This is a genomic window from Pseudomonas sp. GM41(2012) (genome assembly GCF_000282315.2).
Classification (GTDB): domain Bacteria; phylum Pseudomonadota; class Gammaproteobacteria; order Pseudomonadales; family Pseudomonadaceae; genus Aquipseudomonas.
Genome location: NZ_AKJN02000007.1, coordinates 341,728 through 358,160 on the forward strand (window position 1 = coordinate 341,728; position 16,433 = coordinate 358,160).

A 16,433-nucleotide genomic window follows, 5' to 3' on the forward strand; every position below is an offset into this window, starting at 1 on the left:
GCTTATCTCGCTGTGAAGGCTGTGAGCACTTGGCCCAGCCGTTCGTTCTGTTCAGGGGTGATTTCACGTCCGGCGTCATGGCCGGCATTGTCCTGCGTGAGGTAGGCCAGGCCCGAGAGCCAATCGCCGAGATACCGCTGCGCCTGATTCGCCGGTTGCGCCGGTAGCACGGGCACTTGTCCCGGACTGATGTCGGTGTAGAACGAGAACAGCGGCGCCTTGGCACCGGCGCGGCTGTTCGGACGCTCGCTCACCGGCTTCTGCAGGTAGCCGAACCAGGACACGAAATCGCGCAGTACCCGTTGCACTTCCAGGACCTGGCGCTCGACCAGTTGATCGCGCCGTGCGCCGCTTTGTGCGCGCTTGAGTACCGCATGGCTCAGTTGCCCCGGCAAGTCCTGGCGATAGCCGGCGGTGATCAATTCGTCGACCACCGCTTCCAGCAATGCTTTTTCCAACCCCAGGAGGTTGAGCAGGCTTTGCCGGGTGGTCAGTTCACGCAGGTGCGCAATCCACGCCGTGAACGCCGCTTTGGCGAATCGGTGTTCGTTGCTTTGCAGTTCGGGCGCCGGGGTGCCGGTGTTGCTGCTGCCCGGCGCGTCGTGGCCCAGGTCGTCACCGAAATCGAAGTCGAAACCGGCGTCGTTGCCGTACAGGCTCTGGCTCGGTGTCGGGGCGACTGGCTCGTCCTTCACGGCCGGCTCGTCATCAGTTTCGTACACACCGCTGAGGTACAGGTCGCGGACCTCTTCGCTCGGCATGTCGAGTTGATCGATCAGCTCGCCGAGCACTGCCGGGCGACGGCCCAGGCCGGCCAGAATCATCTGCGCCTGGGCTTTCTTGACGGCAGCGGCACCGTCGCCGTCGGCGTGGTACCAGGTGCTCAGACCGTGAGTGGTCAGGCCTTCGAGGCATTCGCCCAATTGCTCGCGGATGCGCTGCAATTTGAATTCGATATTGGCCACGCCTTTGAAACTGCCGCTGAAGTGGCTGATGCCACCGTCATCGTTGCGCAGCATTTCTTTCCAGGCGTTGGCAGGATCGTGGATGTGTTTGCACACCAGTTCGTTGCTGGCGAAGCTGGTGCCCAGCGCGCTGACACGGTCCTGATAGCTGGCATTGAGGCCCGTTTCGGCACCCGTCGCGTCTTGTTCGATGAACGCCGCGTCCATGCGCGGTTTACGCACCAGGTAGGTGTTCTGGAACGGTGTGCCGGCCCAGTCGCTCATCCAGCTCAGGCTGCCGAAGCGCTCCAGCATGGTCAGCTTGACCATGCCGTTCCAGCTCTCGTCGTACTGATCAGGCGTCAGACTCAGGGAGTTGGTGATGCGCAGGTCGAGCATGGTCAGCGCCCAGATCAGACCGGTGTCGCGCTTGCTGCGAGCGGCCGAGTCGGCGCCTTGGGTCTTTTCGATCCACCGGGTCAGCACCGGGCCTACATCGTTGACGTCGCTCTGCTTGGTCGAACCGGTGCAGACCACCAGCGCGTTCATTTCCTGGTTATCGGTGTAGCGTTCGAACAGGTAGGCGACCTTGCCACGCAGGATCAGCTGCGAAACGGAGTTGTCCTTGGTGGCGGATTGCGGGTCGTTGGAGTCGGCGATCTCGTGCAGTTTCTGGCGCCCGCGATAACCGGGGAAATCCAGCAGGTCGACCTGATTGACGATGTCATCCACCGGCGCTTCGATCAGGCGGAAGGTCATTTCGGCCGTCAACGCCGCCAGTTGCGCAACTGGAATCGCCTGACTGTTTTGCAGGCGATCGCCAACCACTGGTCGAACGTCGATCGGCAAGTCCCGTGGGGTGCCGAAGCGTTCGAGAATGTCGACGTTCATGATGCTGTCGCGCTGGCTGTAGGTGTCGTTTTCGAAACTCACCAAGGCCTTCAGCGGTGCGAACACGGTCTCGGGCAGGCCTAGCTTGTGCAGCGCGCCGGCCAGTTGCTGATACACGCGTGTCAGTTCGCTTTGCTCGCCCCAGAGGATCGAAAACAGCTCGGCCCGTTCCTGGAAATTCAGGCGTGGCGCCAGTTGCAGTGCTTTGGGCCAGTACAGGTGCTCAAGTTTCTTCACCGAGTTGCGGAAGTTGTCGCGCAGGTAATCCCACAGCGACACCAGATCATCGGCGTTGACGCCCGTTTGCAGTGGCCCGGTTTCACGGCCTTCGAACGGTTTGAGTACGCGCTGGATGCGTTCTTCGTCGATCTCGTAGGAAATGCGCTCGAGGTCGAAATCCTTGAACCAGGAGTTGGCGAGAATCTTCGCCAGCTCGATTTCCTTGAACAGCGTGAGTTCTACCGGAAAGTCATTGTCCTGACTCTCGGTCGCCCGACGGCTGAAGCGCGTCACCAGGCCGGTGGCTTCCTTGCCGCCACCCACCGGGTTGATGTGCTTGATGAAGTCCAGGCGCTGGCCACCGAAATCAGTTTCCAGCTTGCCGTTCTGACCGGCGGCAAGGGCCGAGATCAGGTAGGACTTGCCGGCCTGGGACAAGCCGAAAAAACCAATGGTCATCGGCGTGCAGGCCACGCGACCGAGGCTGTGAGCCAGGTTGCGGGCGCGGTGCAGGCGGATGTTCAGGTTGTCGGCTTCGCTGTCCAGGCGTGGCGCGTTGCCGCGCGTCTGGGCAATCCAGTCCAGCGCCTGACCGGCACCGTTATAAACAGCGGCCCAACTGGCAGAGAGCTGAGTTTGATCGGGGGTCAGATCATTCATTTGCGTTTCACACTTCCACTGTCGAGCCAGTACTTGGTCTCGCTCAGGCCGGCGTCGAGCATGGTGTTGAGTTCCAGCTCGAGGTCGCTGCGCGGGTTGAAGTTGACGTTGTTACTGTTGGATTCGATGTCGCGAACCGAGAGGCGGTCGCTGACCAGATCCTGCTTGCGTGTGTACTTGTCCGCCGGCTTGACCTCGAACCGCACCTTGAGCAGCGGCGCGCTGCCGTTTTCACCGATCGCGCGGGAAAACTTCTCCCGACCGGCCTTGGTGAAACGCAGGGTATACAGCGGCGAGGCGGCCCAGCGGTCGGCGGCCAACTGACGGAAACCGAGGCGCAGATCGCCACGCATTTCCAGTTGTGGCGTGTCGGCGGCATCGCCAACGCCGATTTCCGGCAGCTTGATTTTGTAGTCCTCGGACTGGATGTCGCGGTACAGCACGTCGGCATCCTTGATCACGTTGTTCAGGTCGATCACGCCGATGTGCTTGACCGTCGAATACGGCTTGAGCGCCGAAGCACGGAAGTAGAAGTTCGGCACGCTGTGATTGGCGCACAACAGGCAGAGCATGGCGCCCACCGACGCGGTGCTTTTCGGGTCGTCGATCCGGCCGTTCTTGTGGAACGGGTACCAGCCGCCAGTGCGGTAGTTTTGCAGCGCCAGAATGCGCCCCGGTGGCAGCGGCAGCACCTTGCGAATGAACGCCTGGATGCCGGGCAGGCGCGAAGGGCGGCCAGTCAGCAGCAAGACATCGCACGGGTAATGCGCGACCACTTCACACAGCGCACCGAGAATCTTGGTGATATTGATCTGGTCGTTGAGGAACGCGGCGTGAAGCTTCTGCAGGTCGAAACTGATCGGCGCGTCATACAGGTCGAAACCGCTCTGACCGCCGACATCGCGCCGCACGGCGGCGTTGACGTAGTCGAGCACGGTCTGGCTGATCGCGTTGTCACCGATCAATTGACGGTAGCTTTGCGGGGTGACTTCTTGCGGCACTTGCGGATCGTAATGCTCGTACGCCTTGAGCAGCGCCAGGCCCAGCGGGGCGAACACCTGCAGGTTCAATTGCTGGCGCAGGATCATGTCCTGGGCGCTGACCGATTCATCGCCACACAGGCGTGACATCAGCGAATCCGGGGCTTTCACACCGGCGTTCTGCAAGGCTTTTTCGAAGCTTGGCAGGATGAAGTCCTGAATCACGTCCAGCAGGATGTCATCGCCAGCCACTTTGAAACCATCGCGAAAACGCTGCTCGGGCACGATGTGCACGTTGCTGCCGCTGCCGGTGTTGCCGGCGCGGTCGAGGCGATAGTCAGTGATCACCAGGTCCGTGGTACCACCGCCGATGTCGATGGTTGCCAGGGTGATGCGTTCGCGGTCGGTCTTGTCTGGCCGAGCGATGGTGTCGAAAAACTCTTCCGGGTGACCGGCGAAGTTCTCGTTGACCTCGGTGTACAGGTACACCAACTGGCCGCAGGAAGCTTCGTCCCATTCCACGCGGATGCTCGGGATCGGCGTGCGCGGGCTGACGGCCTGATCCTGATGTGGGTCCTCTTCGCCGGCATGCCAGCCGAGGCTCTTCCACACCAGGCCGATGGCTTGCAGCATGCGTTCGTTGAGAATGCTGCGCTCGGCCTGCGGCATGCCCGGCGGCACGGTCAGGGTGATGCTGTTGAGCTGACGCGGCACGCGGGTGTGACCCTGGCGGGAGCGCTGGGCCGGGCTGTTGATTTGCGACAGCGCCTGGGCCAGCACTTCGGCGAGCATGAAGGTCATCAGCGAGCTGCGCGAGTAACGCGGCATGAACACCGGCAGACGATCGTCTTCTTCGAGGCTGTAGAGCGCCTCGCCGGTTTCATTGATCAGGTGCGAGAACGGCGCGGCCGTGGCGTACGGCTCGCTGTCGGTCTTGATGTACGAGCAGTTGAAGCGCCAGCCGTGGCCGTAGGCGTTTTCGTCCCACAGATAACGTTTCGGGCTGGACAGGCCTGTGGAACCTTCGGTGCCACGGCGACGGCTGGCCAGACGGCTGGCCTCATTGCCGACGCGGGCAATCGTCGCCCATTGGAACGCATCGTGACGGCCGCTCTTGACCGAACAGTGGTCCTTGCCGAAGTACGCCTGGGCGAATTCCACACGGCTTTCGAACGGCAGATTGTAGGTGTGTTCCGGGGTGATCAGGTCGCGCAGTTCCAGCACGTAGTTTTGCTTCAGCCCGGAGCCGGCCTGACCGTGGTTTTCGATCAGGATGCCGCAGGTGCGCGAGTTGCCGACGTCCAGCACCAGGTCCACCGGAATCGGTTTGACCAGGCCATTGCTGTCGTTGGCGACAACTTTCAGTTCAGGGATTTCAACTTTCGCACGGGCCGTCGACTGCTGGGCGGCGGACGGCTTGCTCAATAGACTGAGCAAGTTGAGGTAGTGCGCCAAGTGATAGTTGGCGCGGATGTCGGCGTCCAGCTCGGCGCGCGAGCGGTGGGCATTGCCCTCGTTGAACACTTCCAGCAGCCACTCGTTGACCCACGGCTGGGCCAGGAACCAGCGGGTTTCGCTGGCCTTCGTCGCCAGTTTGAAGGACACGCCGGAGCTGATGTCTTCTTCGTTTGGCGCCAGGTAAGCGGTGCCGTCACGCTTGGGCATGACGCGGCTGTCGAACGCCATCGTCAGGCGGTGGGTGTTGCCGTCGATGTCGGGCGTCGCCAGCTTCACCAGACGCATGCGCGACCAGTTGGTCGGGCCTTCGTCGAAGCGATGCGGCGGCATGAAGCGGAAAAACGGGGTCGGCAGCCAGATACCGTCCAGCAACTCGAGGCTGCTTTTCATGTCGACGCTGAACGCAGGCTTGGCTTTCTCGACCTTTTCCGGTTCAGGTTCGTAGAAAAAGAAGTCTTTCTCTTCGTTGTATGACAGGCGGCAGATCAGCCCGCTGATCATCGGCGCGAATTCGCCCGCCGGTTCCTTGCGAGGATCCAGGCGCAGGGCGAAATCCATGAACTGGATGCCGGTGTCGCTGACCAGCGTGACGGTGTCTTCGAATTGGGTGACTTCAGGCAACATGTCGGGTTATTCCGTTTTTATTCGGCCACGTGCCGCATGGACATGGGGAATTGTTCTTTGCCGTAACCGCCGGTGCAGTCTGCGACTGTGGTCGCCCCTTTGCGGCAGTTGACCTTGGGCATGTCGTAAGTGCTGCCATCGCCACACACGGCCTGGCCCTGACTGTCGATGGCCAGGCTGCCACCCTTCATAGTAGCGCTCACCGGCCCGCTGCATTTCGTGCCGTCGGCCTGGTGTACGGTGACTTCGCCTTTACCGTCCTTGAGCTGGTATTCCAGACGCAGGGGTTTGCCGGTTCGGCGATCCTGAATACCGGCGCCGGCGCGGAACTGACCGTCGAGGAAATTGGCGGCACCGTCGGCGGCGTCTGGCGGAATGCTCAGGGGCGGGCCGGGTTTTGCGACGGCGGATTTCTCGGCCTCGGGCGATGTGATATCCGGCGGCGCAGTTTTGTTTTCGGGTGGCGCGGTTGGGGCTTCGGCTGCCGGGTCTGCTGCCAGGTCTTTGGCGGGGTCTTGGGTCACGCCGGCGGGTGCTGCATCAGCCTCGTTGCCCTCGACCGCCGGCGCTTCCACGCCCTGGGTTCCGGTCACAGCGGTGCCGGTTCCCGTGGTGGAGCCTATAACGGTGCCCGTCACAGGAACGCCATTGAGCGTCGTGGCATGGCCGGTCAGTTGTGGTTCTTCCAGTTGCCTTTCAACAGGCACGACGCCCTCGGGGAGCAGATCGACCGCCACCAGTGGAATCGGCACGCAACCGCGCAAGCCCAGTAATAACCACAAAAGCAGCAGCAACAAAGGCAGCAGCAACAGCCACCACCAGCGCCGCCACCACGGACGAGCAACCACCGGTACGACGGGCGGCGCAACCACGGGCGCGGCTTCGACCACCGGTGGCAGCGTAAACGCGGGCGGAACTTGATAGAGGCAGTGCAGGGGATCGCGATTGCCGGTACCGGCATGCTCGAAGCCCCAAAAGGTCAGCACCGGTTTGCCTTGCACCAGGTAGACGAAGTTTTCGTCGGGGAAATGAATCACACGCTTGAGCAGCTTGCCGAACACGGCTTTGTCGCCTTGCTGCTGTTCGGCTGGATCAGTGCCCAGGAAACGCTGGCTCAATTCGTCGAGCGAGTTCTTCAGCGCTTCAAGTTGGCGGCGTGCAGGCGCGCGTTCTTCTTCGGTCGCGCTGCTCCACGGGATCACATCGCCGTCGAGGCCGCTGTACCAGTCAATCTGGTTGCCGAGTTCATCGCTTTGAGGGATGGCCAGGTGATCGACCATTTCGGGGTTCTTGCGGCGAATGGCTTCGCGCAATTGCAGGGCTGCCCGGTAAACCGGTTGACCTGTCTCGCCCAGGGCAGTGAATGACCCGCTCTTACCGCTGCGTAATAGTGCCCCGCGCATTCAAACTCCGTATGTTCCGCTGCGCAAAAATGACAGACAAAAGTGTCTGCGCTTGCTCCTGCAATTAGCTGGCGACCTTAATGTCATAATGATGTCGCCGTCAATCTGCAAGAGGTTCAAAACCGTATGAGACTAGCGTAAGCGTGCGGAGGTTGCATGAGGTCAATTTAAATTGGCGTGGGAAGGCTCGGGTGTACGCTTTTTAAGCTTGCTGAATCGTTTCATCAGCGCTATAAAAAATGCACAACTCCAAGAAAGGCTTCCCCATGAATCCGCTCAAACTCGTCGTTGCCTTTGGCGCGCTGTCCGCCTCCCACGCCATGGCCTGGGATTACGTCCTGCTCGACAGCGACAAGGCTGCCCAAAACTGGCAGGTCACCAGCCAGCAACTCGGTGTAAAAACCGACAAACCCTTCTCCGTGACCCTTCGTAACTTGCACGGCGGTCGGCAGGAGGGCGTCAGCATCGTCGACATCGATAACGGCACGATGAAACTCTCGGTGGTACCGACCCGTGGCATGAACGTCCTGCAGGCGTCGGTCGGTAATGTGCGCATGGGTTGGGATTCGCCGGTCAAGGACGTGGTCAATCCGTCCTTCATCGAACTCAACGGTCGCGACGGGCTGGGCTGGCTCGAAGGCTTTAACGAACTGGTCACCCGTTGTGGCTACGAGTGGGTTGGTCACCCCGGCATGGATAACGGGGAATTGCTGACCCTCCACGGCCGCGCCGCCAACATCCCGGCCAGCAAAGTCACTTTGCACATCGATGAAAAAGCGCCTTACGCCATCAGCCTGCGCGGCGAGCTCAAAGAGCAGGCGTTCAAGAAAGTCGACTTCTCGGTGATGACTGAGCTGGTCACCGAACCGGGTAGCGTTGCGTTTACCCTCAATGACACCCTGACCAACAACGGTGATTATCCGAAGGAATATCAGGCGCTGTATCACAGTAACTTCAGTACGCCGTTTCTGGAGCAGGGCGCCCGTTTTGCCGCACCGGTGAAACAGGTATCGCCGTTCAATGACAAGGCCAAAGGGGATTTGCCGGATTGGCAGACTTACCGCGCACCGACCAAGGACTACGACGAGACGGTTTACAACGTTGTGCCTTATGGCGATGCCAAGGGTGATACGTTGACTGTGCTGCATAACAAGGCCGGCAATCTCGGGGTTTCCGTGGGTTTCAATACTCAACAGTTGCCGGTGTTCTCCCTGTGGAAAAACACGGACACCCAAGGGCAGGGCTATGTCACGGGTCTTGAACCGGGGACGAGCTTTTCCTACAACCGTCGGTATCAGCGGCCGCTTGGTTTGGTGCCGATGATTGGGGTTAAAGAGCAGAAGCAGTTTCAGATTAGGTACAGCTTGCTCGCGGATAAAGGGGCTGTGGATAAGGCGCTGAAGCGGGTGAGTGATATTCAAGGTGGGCGGGAGACTGAAGTGCGGCAGATTCCATTGGTGGATTTGACCAAGGAGTAAGCCGCGTCTCTCTATCGATTGACAAAAGCTAGGTGAGCAGTGATCTCGCATGTGGTGTTCACTGCTCATTGAAGGGTCAAAAGGGAAGTTTCATTTTTGAGGCTTGTGCGGCATCAAACAACCGCCGGATGAAATCGAAGTCATTCCAGGTTTGATTGGTATAAAACCGGTACTCCTTTTCTTCGATATCATCGAAGTAATAGATGACGTACTCCGCATATTTTTCATCGGAGTTGAAGCTGTAACGCAGAGAAAAGGAAAAGCCTGTTTCTTTTAGTTTTACGAACGAGTTGTTGTCGTCATAACTCCAGGAAAATTCGCCTTGTTCCGTCTTCTCGGTCAACGCTCTTACAAAGTTCAGGAATCTAGGCGGTAACATATTGTCGCCTTCTGGCCGGGTTAAGCTTTTCAAAATTCTCTTTGACGTTTTCACGCTGAGGCAGGCCGATATTGCAATGCTTCCGCCAAGTGCGCGCGTGTAATTGCATGCACCTGTTCAAGGTCTGCCAACGTGCGTGCGACCTTGAGCAGTCGATGGGCTGACCTAAGTGACAACGTCAAACGCTCGCAAGCAGTCTCCAGCCACGCTTCGTCGGTTGTGGATAACTTGCAGTGTCGACGCAGCCCTGGCAAATCAAGGAATGCGTTGGCACAGCCTTGGCGTTTGTTTTGACGCTCCCGGGCGTCGGCGACCAGTACCGCAGCAGTGGCGGTGTCATCACCGGGTTTGAGCTTAGGATTCAACGCCGTGGCTTCCCGAGCGACGGTCAGGTGCAGGTCGATCCGATCCAACAGAGGGCCCGACAATTTGTTGCGATAACGCTGGACCATGTCCGGTGTACAACTGCATTTGCCGCTGGGTTCGCCAAGATATCCACAGGGGCACGGGTTCATCGCGGCCACTAATTGAAAGCGAGCCGGAAATCTTACGCGATCCTTGGCGCGGGAAATCACGATATGACCGGATTCCAGTGGCTCCCTCAACACCTCCAACACCTTGCGATCGAATTCCGGGAGTTCATCAAGGAACAGAACGCCATGGTGGGCGAGGGTGATTTCGCCGGGCTGCGGTTTCGAGCCGCCGCCGACCAATGCCGCCCCGGAAGCGGAGTGGTGGGGCTGGCGGAATGGTCTTTGCGGCCAGTGGCTCAAGGGCATGCAACTGGTGACGGATTGAATGGCTGCGACTTCCAGCGCCTCGTTTTCGGCTAACGGGGGAAGCAGCCCCGGTAACCGACTCGCCAACAGTGTTTTCCCGGTCCCCGGCGGTCCGCTAAATAACAGGTTATGAGCCCCAGCCGCCGCAATCAGCAATGCGCGCTTGGCCGAGATTTGCCCCTGCACCTCATTCAAGTCCGGATAGGGTTTGCTGGCGTAGAGCAACCCATTGGAAACGTAGGGCTCCACCGGCGTATGTCCGTTGAAGTGCGCAACGGCTTCCAGCAGGTGATCCACGGCAAACACCTTCAACCCGGACGCCAGGCACGCCTCCTCGGCGTTCGCTCGCGGCACCATCAACGAGCGTCCGGCCTTGCGTGCAGCCAGCGCAGCCGGCAACACGCCTCTCACAGCACGTACCGCGCCTGACAACGCCAACTCTCCCAGACATTCAATGTCATCCAGCGTCAACGTCGGCACCTGGACGCTGGCGGACAGAATCCCCAACGCAATCGCCAGATCAAACCGTCCGCCATCCTTAGGTAAGTCCGCAGGCGCGAGATTCAACGTGATACGCCGCGCCGGGAATTGCAGACCCGAGTTGATGATTGCGCTGCGTACCCGATCCTTGCTTTCCTTTACTGCCGCTTCGGGTAATCCAACCATCGTCAATGACGGCAAACCATTGGCCAGATGGACTTCTACGGTAACGGCGGGCGCATCCACGCCAATCTGGGCGCGGCTGTGAACGATGGAGAGGGACATGGTCGTTCCTTGAGCTTTACGGGAACCGCTTCCTGCGGTTTTTTGAAGGGTAGTCGGGGGCGCGTAATGGCGCAGGCGCCAAATTTTCGCAGGATGTTGCGAGTGTCTTTCTGATGGGTGAAGCGTAAGGGAGTGGGGATTTGCGACGTAATCAGTCGCGAGATGAGGTTGTTGTAGGACGTTGCCTAGATCTATGAAGGACGGCGGCGAAAGCTGAATCGAAGGCGAAAAAAAACCGCCTTGAGGAAGCGGTTTTTTATGTGCGGGCTTCGGTGAGGCCAAGGCTTGCACATCCTCAACGGATACACTCACGGTGCTGAGATTATTCGCATCGGGTTATCGAACCAAGCGCGTGACTCTGTTGGGCACAACTGGGTTCAGATTCTTACTCCGGCTAGCAGGCCGGCAGGCTCAAGCTCTTTGCCTCGAGCTGCACCGACTTCAAGAAAGCGTCGTTGATTCGCAGACACGTTTCCGGCTAAACGGAGCGCTTCGGCATGAAACTCATAAACTAATAACAGCTTGGCCTTTCGTTTTTTTTGGTTCATAGACACCTCGTGTGTCTGGATCATCAGTTGATGTTATTGGTCATCCACGTAAATGACAAGGCGGTTGGTCTCGTCAAAATTGAATCCGAACTCCTGATAGTAGGAGACAACGTTAGGGTCAGGATCTTGTATCTCGATCTCGTTGCACCCCAGCATCCGCGCGTAAAATTCTGCTGCCAATAGCGCCATTTGAGCGATCCACCCGCGAAGTGGATGGGTTTTGTCCGGGTGCCCCTGTAAAAGGATGATCTTTATGCAGACAGTGCTTCTTCTTGGGGTCGCATAGCACAGGCCACATAGCTTCTGTGCATACCAGATCGCCAAATCGAAACCCTTGGCGTCCTTACACTTCCAGTCCGGGATGCTATCCCATGGATACAGGACTGCTTCTGTCCACAGATGAGAGGCATCTATCGCAGCAGTGGTAATAGGATCAAAACTGATCACCGACGTATCTATCTCTAGACCTTGAGCTGCACAGTCCTTGGCGAAGGTTTTGTGCGCCAGCTTTCGTGCATTCGATTTAAGAGTCTGGTCGCGGAGTTCCGTACCTTTTCCTTTTCTTCTCATCGCTCGTGTTCTGTTGGGATCAGGGAGATGAAAGATAAAGGGCTGGAGAGTGCTCACGTAATCAGGCGTGGGAGCCGCGTTCTGTAGGACCGTACTGGGATCATTGAAGGGCGTTAGATTAAAAGCTTTCAGATGTAGGAAATGGCAGCGTTAGCTGTGGGCTAATGCTGCCAGAAGACATACATATGCAGTTTGTGTAGTGCTATTGGTTGTTAAAGCGATTGCAACATCCGCGAAGCACGCTTCCACCACGGTGCATTGATCGCACGCTGCGGCCGTTCACCCTCCGGCAGCATGTGCGGAACATCCTGCAACCGAATCCACGGCTGGTTGTTCCAGTGCAGCAAACTCAGCGACATCTCCGGCCAGTTCAGCAGGCTCAGAATCGGGCGTTCGGTTGATGTGGGGTGCTGGGCGTCTCTGAGGGAGGGGACTACGTCGTGGGTCAGCCATTCGCGCAGGCCTCGGTATTCGGGGCAGTAGTGGTAGACGAGTAGGGCGTAGACGCCGGACTCGCTGATCAGCAGGGTGTTTTCGATGGTGCCGTGGATGACGACTCGCGCGGATTGATGTTGATCGGGATCGAGTTTGCGGACGGCGCGTTCGTCGAGGAAAAGACGAAGCAGACGGCCTAAGTCTCGGGCGCTGAACCAAGGCTGGTTTTCGATCAAAAGGGCGTGGAGGTGGAGTTTGTGGCGGGTGAAGACTTGGGGGATTAGATAAGCGTCATCGCTATTCATTGAAACAGCTCCTTTTGCTTAAGGGCTGCCGGCAATTGTCGCCAAACAATTGGGTGGCAGTTGTACGCGGGTTGGCGAACCGGAGCAAAAGGAACCCGGCAGACCCGAAGGTCTCCCACGCACAACCGCCATGACTTAAGAGATGGTCGTCGTGCGCCTTAAGCTTCCGGGTCGCCAAACCCAGTGCTGAATATTCAGCAGAAGGTGAGCTTAGGAACCGAGGCTTCACGGCGCAATCGGACGGCGGTGGTTTTCTTGTAGGACGTTGCCGGGGTTTTTGAGGGCTTAAAGATCAAAAGATCGCAGCCTTCGGCAGCTCCTACAGATAAATCTGAAGGTCGTTCCGACCTTATCGCGAGCAGGCTCGCTCCCACAGTGGGTTGGGTTTCACCGTGGGGTCTGCGGTGTTACTCGGTAGGTGGATTGAGCTTTGCTTCCAGCTCCGCCACCTTCGCCTCAAGACTCTCCAATCGCGCCCGAGTCCGTGCCAGCACAACCATTTGGCTATCAAACTCTTCCCGGCTTACCAGGTCCAGCTTGCTGAAGCCGCTCTGCAACAGAGCCTTGAACTGGCTTTCGATTTCGCTTTTCGGCAATGGGGTGTCGCCGCTGAAGAGGCGGGAGGCGGTGCCGCTCAGGGCATCGAGGAAGTCTTTGGGCGCGAGCATGGGTAATGTCCTGTCAACAATGGCGGGCAGTGTATCACGCAGTGTCTATAGTCAATCTCGCAGTCAGGGGTGCACGCTTTTCGCGCATGCGGACGGGCGGCCGCGCACTGTTGTTGTGCGTATCCGTCGGGCCATTTGCGCGAAGCAGCGTGCGGCAGCGGCCAAAGGCTTGAAATCAGTGGGTTTTGGCGAGATGGCAAGCTTTCTGCTTAGTCAGTAGTAACCCATGCACTGATGCAGTCGCTGTGACGAATGCAGTGCGCCAAGCGGAACGGGGGAAGTGTTTCGTGCGGAGTGGTTAGCAGGCGTCGGACGGGCGGGTAAGGCCGACGATGCGTTACAAAGCCAGGCACTGCGCTTAGACTTGAGTCGGGTTTGTTTTCCTGGGGCAAGTCCACCAATTCGGGAGAGAGTTTTCATGAAGCTAGTCACTGCCATCATCAAGCCGTTCAAACTGGACGACGTACGCGAGTCGCTGTCCGAGATCGGCGTGCAGGGCATTACCGTTACTGAAGTCAAAGGCTTCGGTCGGCAGAAGGGTCACACCGAGCTGTATCGCGGCGCGGAATACGTGGTCGATTTCCTGCCAAAGGTGAAGATCGATGTCGCCATTGACGACAAGGATCTTGACCGGGTTATCGAGGCGATAACCAAGGCTGCCAACACCGGCAAGATCGGTGACGGCAAGATCTTCGTGGTCAATCTGGAACAGGCGATTCGCATCCGTACCGGCGAAACCGATACCGACGCAATCTAAGCCGCCACAAACCCAACGCCCCAGGAGAAAACAATATGACTCTGCGTAAATTCGCAGGGCTAGGAGCCCTGTTGTCCCTCGTAATGCCCGGCCTGGCTATGGCGGCAGACGAAGTGGCGGCCCCAGTCCTCAACTCCGGCGACACCGCCTGGATGTTGACCTCGACAGCTCTTGTGCTGTTCATGACCATTCCCGGTCTCGCGCTGTTCTACGGCGGCATGGTTCGCTCCAAAAACATTCTTTCCGTGATGATGCAGTGCTTCGCCATTACCGGCCTGATCAGCATCCTGTGGGTCATTTATGGCTACAGCATCGCGTTCGACACCACCGGCATGGAACAGGGCGTCATCAACTTCAACTCGTTCTTCGGTGGCATGGGCAAGGCATTCCTCGCCGGTGTTACGCCAGCGAGCCTGACCGGCCCTGCGGCGCTGTTCCCTGAAGCGGTGTTCGTCACCTTCCAGATGACGTTCGCCATCATTACCCCCGCGCTGATCGTCGGTGCCTTCGCCGAGCGGATGAAGTTCTCCGCCATGCTGATCTTCATGGGCGTCTGGTTCACTCTGGTTTATGCGCCGATCGCGCACATGGTCTGGTCCGGTAACGGCGGCCTGTTGTGGGACTGGGGCGTGTTGGACTTCGCCGGCGGCACGGTGGTGCACATCAACGCCGGTGTGGCCGGTCTGATTGCCTGCCTGGTACTGGGCAAGCGCAAAGGTTTCCCGACTACCCCGATGGCGCCGCACAACCTCGGTTACACCCTGATGGGCGCTGCAATGCTGTGGGTCGGCTGGTTCGGCTTCAACGCCGGTTCCGCTGCTGCGGCCAACGGCACTGCCGGTATGGCGATGCTGGTGACCCAGATCGCAACCGCCGCCGCTGCATTGGGCTGGATGTTCGCCGAATGGATCACGCACGGCAAACCAAGTGCTTTGGGTATTGCTTCGGGTGTTGTGGCCGGTCTGGTTGCAATTACACCAGCCGCTGGCACCGTGGGCCCGATGGGGGCTCTGGTCATCGGTCTGGCAGCTGGCGTGGTGTGCTTCTTCTGCGCCACTACCCTGAAACGCAAACTCGGCTATGACGACTCCCTGGACGCCTTCGGTGTACACGGTATCGGCGGTATTCTCGGCGCGATCCTGACCGGTGTCTTCGCTGCACCGTCGCTGGGTGGCTTCGGCACCGTCACCGACATCGCCGCACAAGTCTGGATTCAGTGCAAAGGCGTGGGCTTCACGGTGATCTACACCGCGATCGTCACTTTCATCATTCTCAAGGTGCTGGACGCTGTCATGGGTCTGCGTATCACCGAAGAAGAAGAGGCTGTCGGCATCGATCTGGCACTCCACAACGAACGCGGCTACAACTTGTAAGCACGCGCACAAAAAATTTGCCCGGCTTGCCGGGCATTTTTTTGTCTGAAGTTTGTCAGTGAAGGAACTGCTGAAAGGTTTTTTCGTACACGTTTAGTGGCGTTTACGACGGGCGTTTTTCTGCGGCCAATGGCTTACATGATAGAAGGAATATTAGGGCCTTTGTTTTTTCCCAGAGCGCGCTAGAATGCGCCCCGAACGTGCGGAGAACTGTATGTGGCAACAGACTCTGATTACCCTGCGGGCGAGGCCCCGGGGCTTTCATCTGGTAACGGACGAGTTACTCGCCGGCCTGCCTGAACTCAAGGCATGTCGGGTCGGTCTGTTGCATTTGTGGCTGCAGCATACCTCGGCGTCGTTGACCATCAACGAAAACGCCGATCCGGCGGTACGTCGCGACTTCGAACGATTTTTCAATCGTCTGATCCCACAAGGAGCAGACGGCTATGAGCATAACGACGAAGGCCTGGACGACCTCCCGGCGCACTTCAAGGCCAGCGTACTTGGCTGTCAGCTCAGTTTGCCGATTTCGGGAGGCCGACTGGCGCTGGGGACCTGGCAAGGCGTTTATCTGGGCGAGCACCGTGATTTTGGCGGTGCCCGTAAAGTCCTCGCCACCGTGCACGGTGAAGAGGCATAAACCGCTGGTTACCAGCGTTTGTAGAATTTTTTCCGGCGGCCTTCGACAGACGGCGAAGCTGGGCTATAACTAATCTGCTTTTCGCAAGTCATGAGGTAGAACATGAGCGACGATGATCTGGAAAACGACGACCTCGAAGTAGGCGACGACGACGAAACCGAAGAAGGTCTGGAAACAGCAGCGGAAGACGTTGCTGACGACGATGGCGGTGAAGCCCCCGTTCCGACCGCCAAAGGCAAAGCCAAGGCAGCGGTATCGGTCGATGAGCTGCCGAGCGTCGAAGCGAAAAACAAGGAGCGCGATGCCCTGGCCAAGGCCATGGAAGAGTTCCTGGCCAAGGGCGGCAAGGTGCAGGAAGTGGAGGCCAATGTGGTCGCCGATCCGCCCAAGAAGCCTGATAACAAGTACGGCAGCCGGCCTATCTAAGGCCGCCGCTTGCTTGCTGAAAAAGCCCGCCGTCGCTGCGGGCTTTTTCATGGGCGAAGAAAAGGTCTTGGGCTTGACGCAAACCCTGTAGGAGCTGAGCTTGGTCCGGGCGGCGTTCCGACGATAGCGGT

The 16,433-nt window shown here is 58.7% G+C and carries 14 protein-coding genes; 5 read left to right on the forward strand and 9 right to left on the reverse strand.

From position 1 onward, the window contains the following. Positions 1–2 precede the first annotated feature (2 nt). The 3 genes from PMI27_RS12930 to PMI27_RS12920 are packed head-to-tail and all read right to left on the reverse strand — an operon-like array spanning position 3 to position 7,179. Positions 3–2,714 carry a putative virulence factor gene (locus tag PMI27_RS12930; protein ID WP_008150230.1) on the reverse strand — a complete coding sequence of 904 codons (2,712 nt, stop codon included), beginning with the start codon at positions 2,712–2,714 and terminating at the stop codon, positions 3–5. Next, positions 2,711–5,776: a virulence factor SrfB gene (locus tag PMI27_RS12925; RefSeq protein ID WP_008150233.1), complete on the reverse strand. Its 3,066-nt coding sequence runs from the start codon at positions 5,774–5,776 to the stop codon at positions 2,711–2,713. The genes PMI27_RS12930 and PMI27_RS12925 overlap by 4 nt, the downstream gene beginning before the upstream one ends. 17 nt (positions 5,777–5,793) lie before the next feature. Continuing rightward, positions 5,794–7,179, reverse strand: a complete 1,386-nt coding sequence (locus tag PMI27_RS12920; protein WP_008150236.1) for an SrfA family protein — start codon at positions 7,177–7,179, stop codon at positions 5,794–5,796. 266 nt (positions 7,180–7,445) lie between these two features. Here PMI27_RS12920 and PMI27_RS12915 point away from each other — a divergent pair, with 266 nt between their 5' ends. Next, positions 7,446–8,657 carry an aldose 1-epimerase family protein gene (locus tag PMI27_RS12915; protein WP_033053383.1) on the forward strand — a complete coding sequence of 404 codons (1,212 nt, stop codon included), beginning with the start codon at positions 7,446–7,448 and terminating at the stop codon, positions 8,655–8,657. A gap of 76 nt (positions 8,658–8,733) precedes the next feature. Here the strand turns inward: PMI27_RS12915 and PMI27_RS12910 are convergent, their stop codons facing one another. From PMI27_RS12910 to PMI27_RS12890, 6 genes are all read right to left on the reverse strand, one after another. Next, positions 8,734–9,069: a hypothetical protein gene (locus PMI27_RS12910; RefSeq protein ID WP_177327864.1), complete on the reverse strand. Its 336-nt coding sequence runs from the start codon at positions 9,067–9,069 to the stop codon at positions 8,734–8,736. Positions 9,070–9,086: 17 nt separating this feature from the next. Next, the gene (locus tag PMI27_RS12905) at positions 9,087–10,580 is read right to left on the reverse strand and encodes a YifB family Mg chelatase-like AAA ATPase (RefSeq protein WP_008150242.1); all 1,494 of its coding nucleotides are present in this window, start codon (positions 10,578–10,580) and stop codon (positions 9,087–9,089) included. A gap of 377 nt (positions 10,581–10,957) precedes the next feature. Next, the gene (locus tag PMI27_RS31895; protein ID WP_008150243.1) at positions 10,958–11,128 is read right to left on the reverse strand and encodes a hypothetical protein; all 171 of its coding nucleotides are present in this window, start codon (positions 11,126–11,128) and stop codon (positions 10,958–10,960) included. A 33-nt stretch (positions 11,129–11,161) separates the two neighbouring features. Next, positions 11,162–11,698 carry a hypothetical protein gene (locus PMI27_RS12900; protein ID WP_008150245.1) on the reverse strand — a complete coding sequence of 179 codons (537 nt, stop codon included), beginning with the start codon at positions 11,696–11,698 and terminating at the stop codon, positions 11,162–11,164. Between the two features lie 212 nt (positions 11,699–11,910). Further along, positions 11,911–12,438 (reverse strand): BRO-N domain-containing protein, encoded by a 528-nt coding sequence (locus PMI27_RS12895; protein WP_008150247.1) that lies wholly within the window; start codon positions 12,436–12,438, stop codon positions 11,911–11,913. 407 nt (positions 12,439–12,845) lie between these two features. Next, entirely contained in the window at positions 12,846–13,106 is a 261-nt protein-coding gene (locus PMI27_RS12890; RefSeq protein ID WP_008007559.1) for an accessory factor UbiK family protein, read from the reverse strand. 418 nt (positions 13,107–13,524) lie between these two features. On the opposite strand from PMI27_RS12890, the gene glnK reads away from it, so the two are divergent. The 4 genes from glnK to sutA all read left to right on the forward strand — a co-directional run bounded on the left by glnK (position 13,525) and on the right by sutA (position 16,302). After that, positions 13,525–13,863 carry a P-II family nitrogen regulator gene (glnK, locus tag PMI27_RS12885; protein WP_002555808.1) on the forward strand — a complete coding sequence of 113 codons (339 nt, stop codon included), beginning with the start codon at positions 13,525–13,527 and terminating at the stop codon, positions 13,861–13,863. 35 nt (positions 13,864–13,898) lie between these two features. Continuing rightward, a complete protein-coding gene (locus tag PMI27_RS12880) occupies positions 13,899–15,236 on the forward strand; it encodes an ammonium transporter (protein ID WP_008150250.1) in 1,338 nt (445 codons plus the stop codon). A gap of 214 nt (positions 15,237–15,450) precedes the next feature. After that, entirely contained in the window at positions 15,451–15,876 is a 426-nt protein-coding gene (locus PMI27_RS12875) for a secondary thiamine-phosphate synthase enzyme YjbQ (RefSeq protein ID WP_008150251.1), read from the forward strand. A 102-nt stretch (positions 15,877–15,978) separates the two neighbouring features. Then, positions 15,979–16,302 (forward strand): transcriptional regulator SutA, encoded by a 324-nt coding sequence (gene sutA / locus PMI27_RS12870; RefSeq protein WP_008150253.1) that lies wholly within the window; start codon positions 15,979–15,981, stop codon positions 16,300–16,302. Positions 16,303–16,433 lie beyond the last annotated feature (131 nt).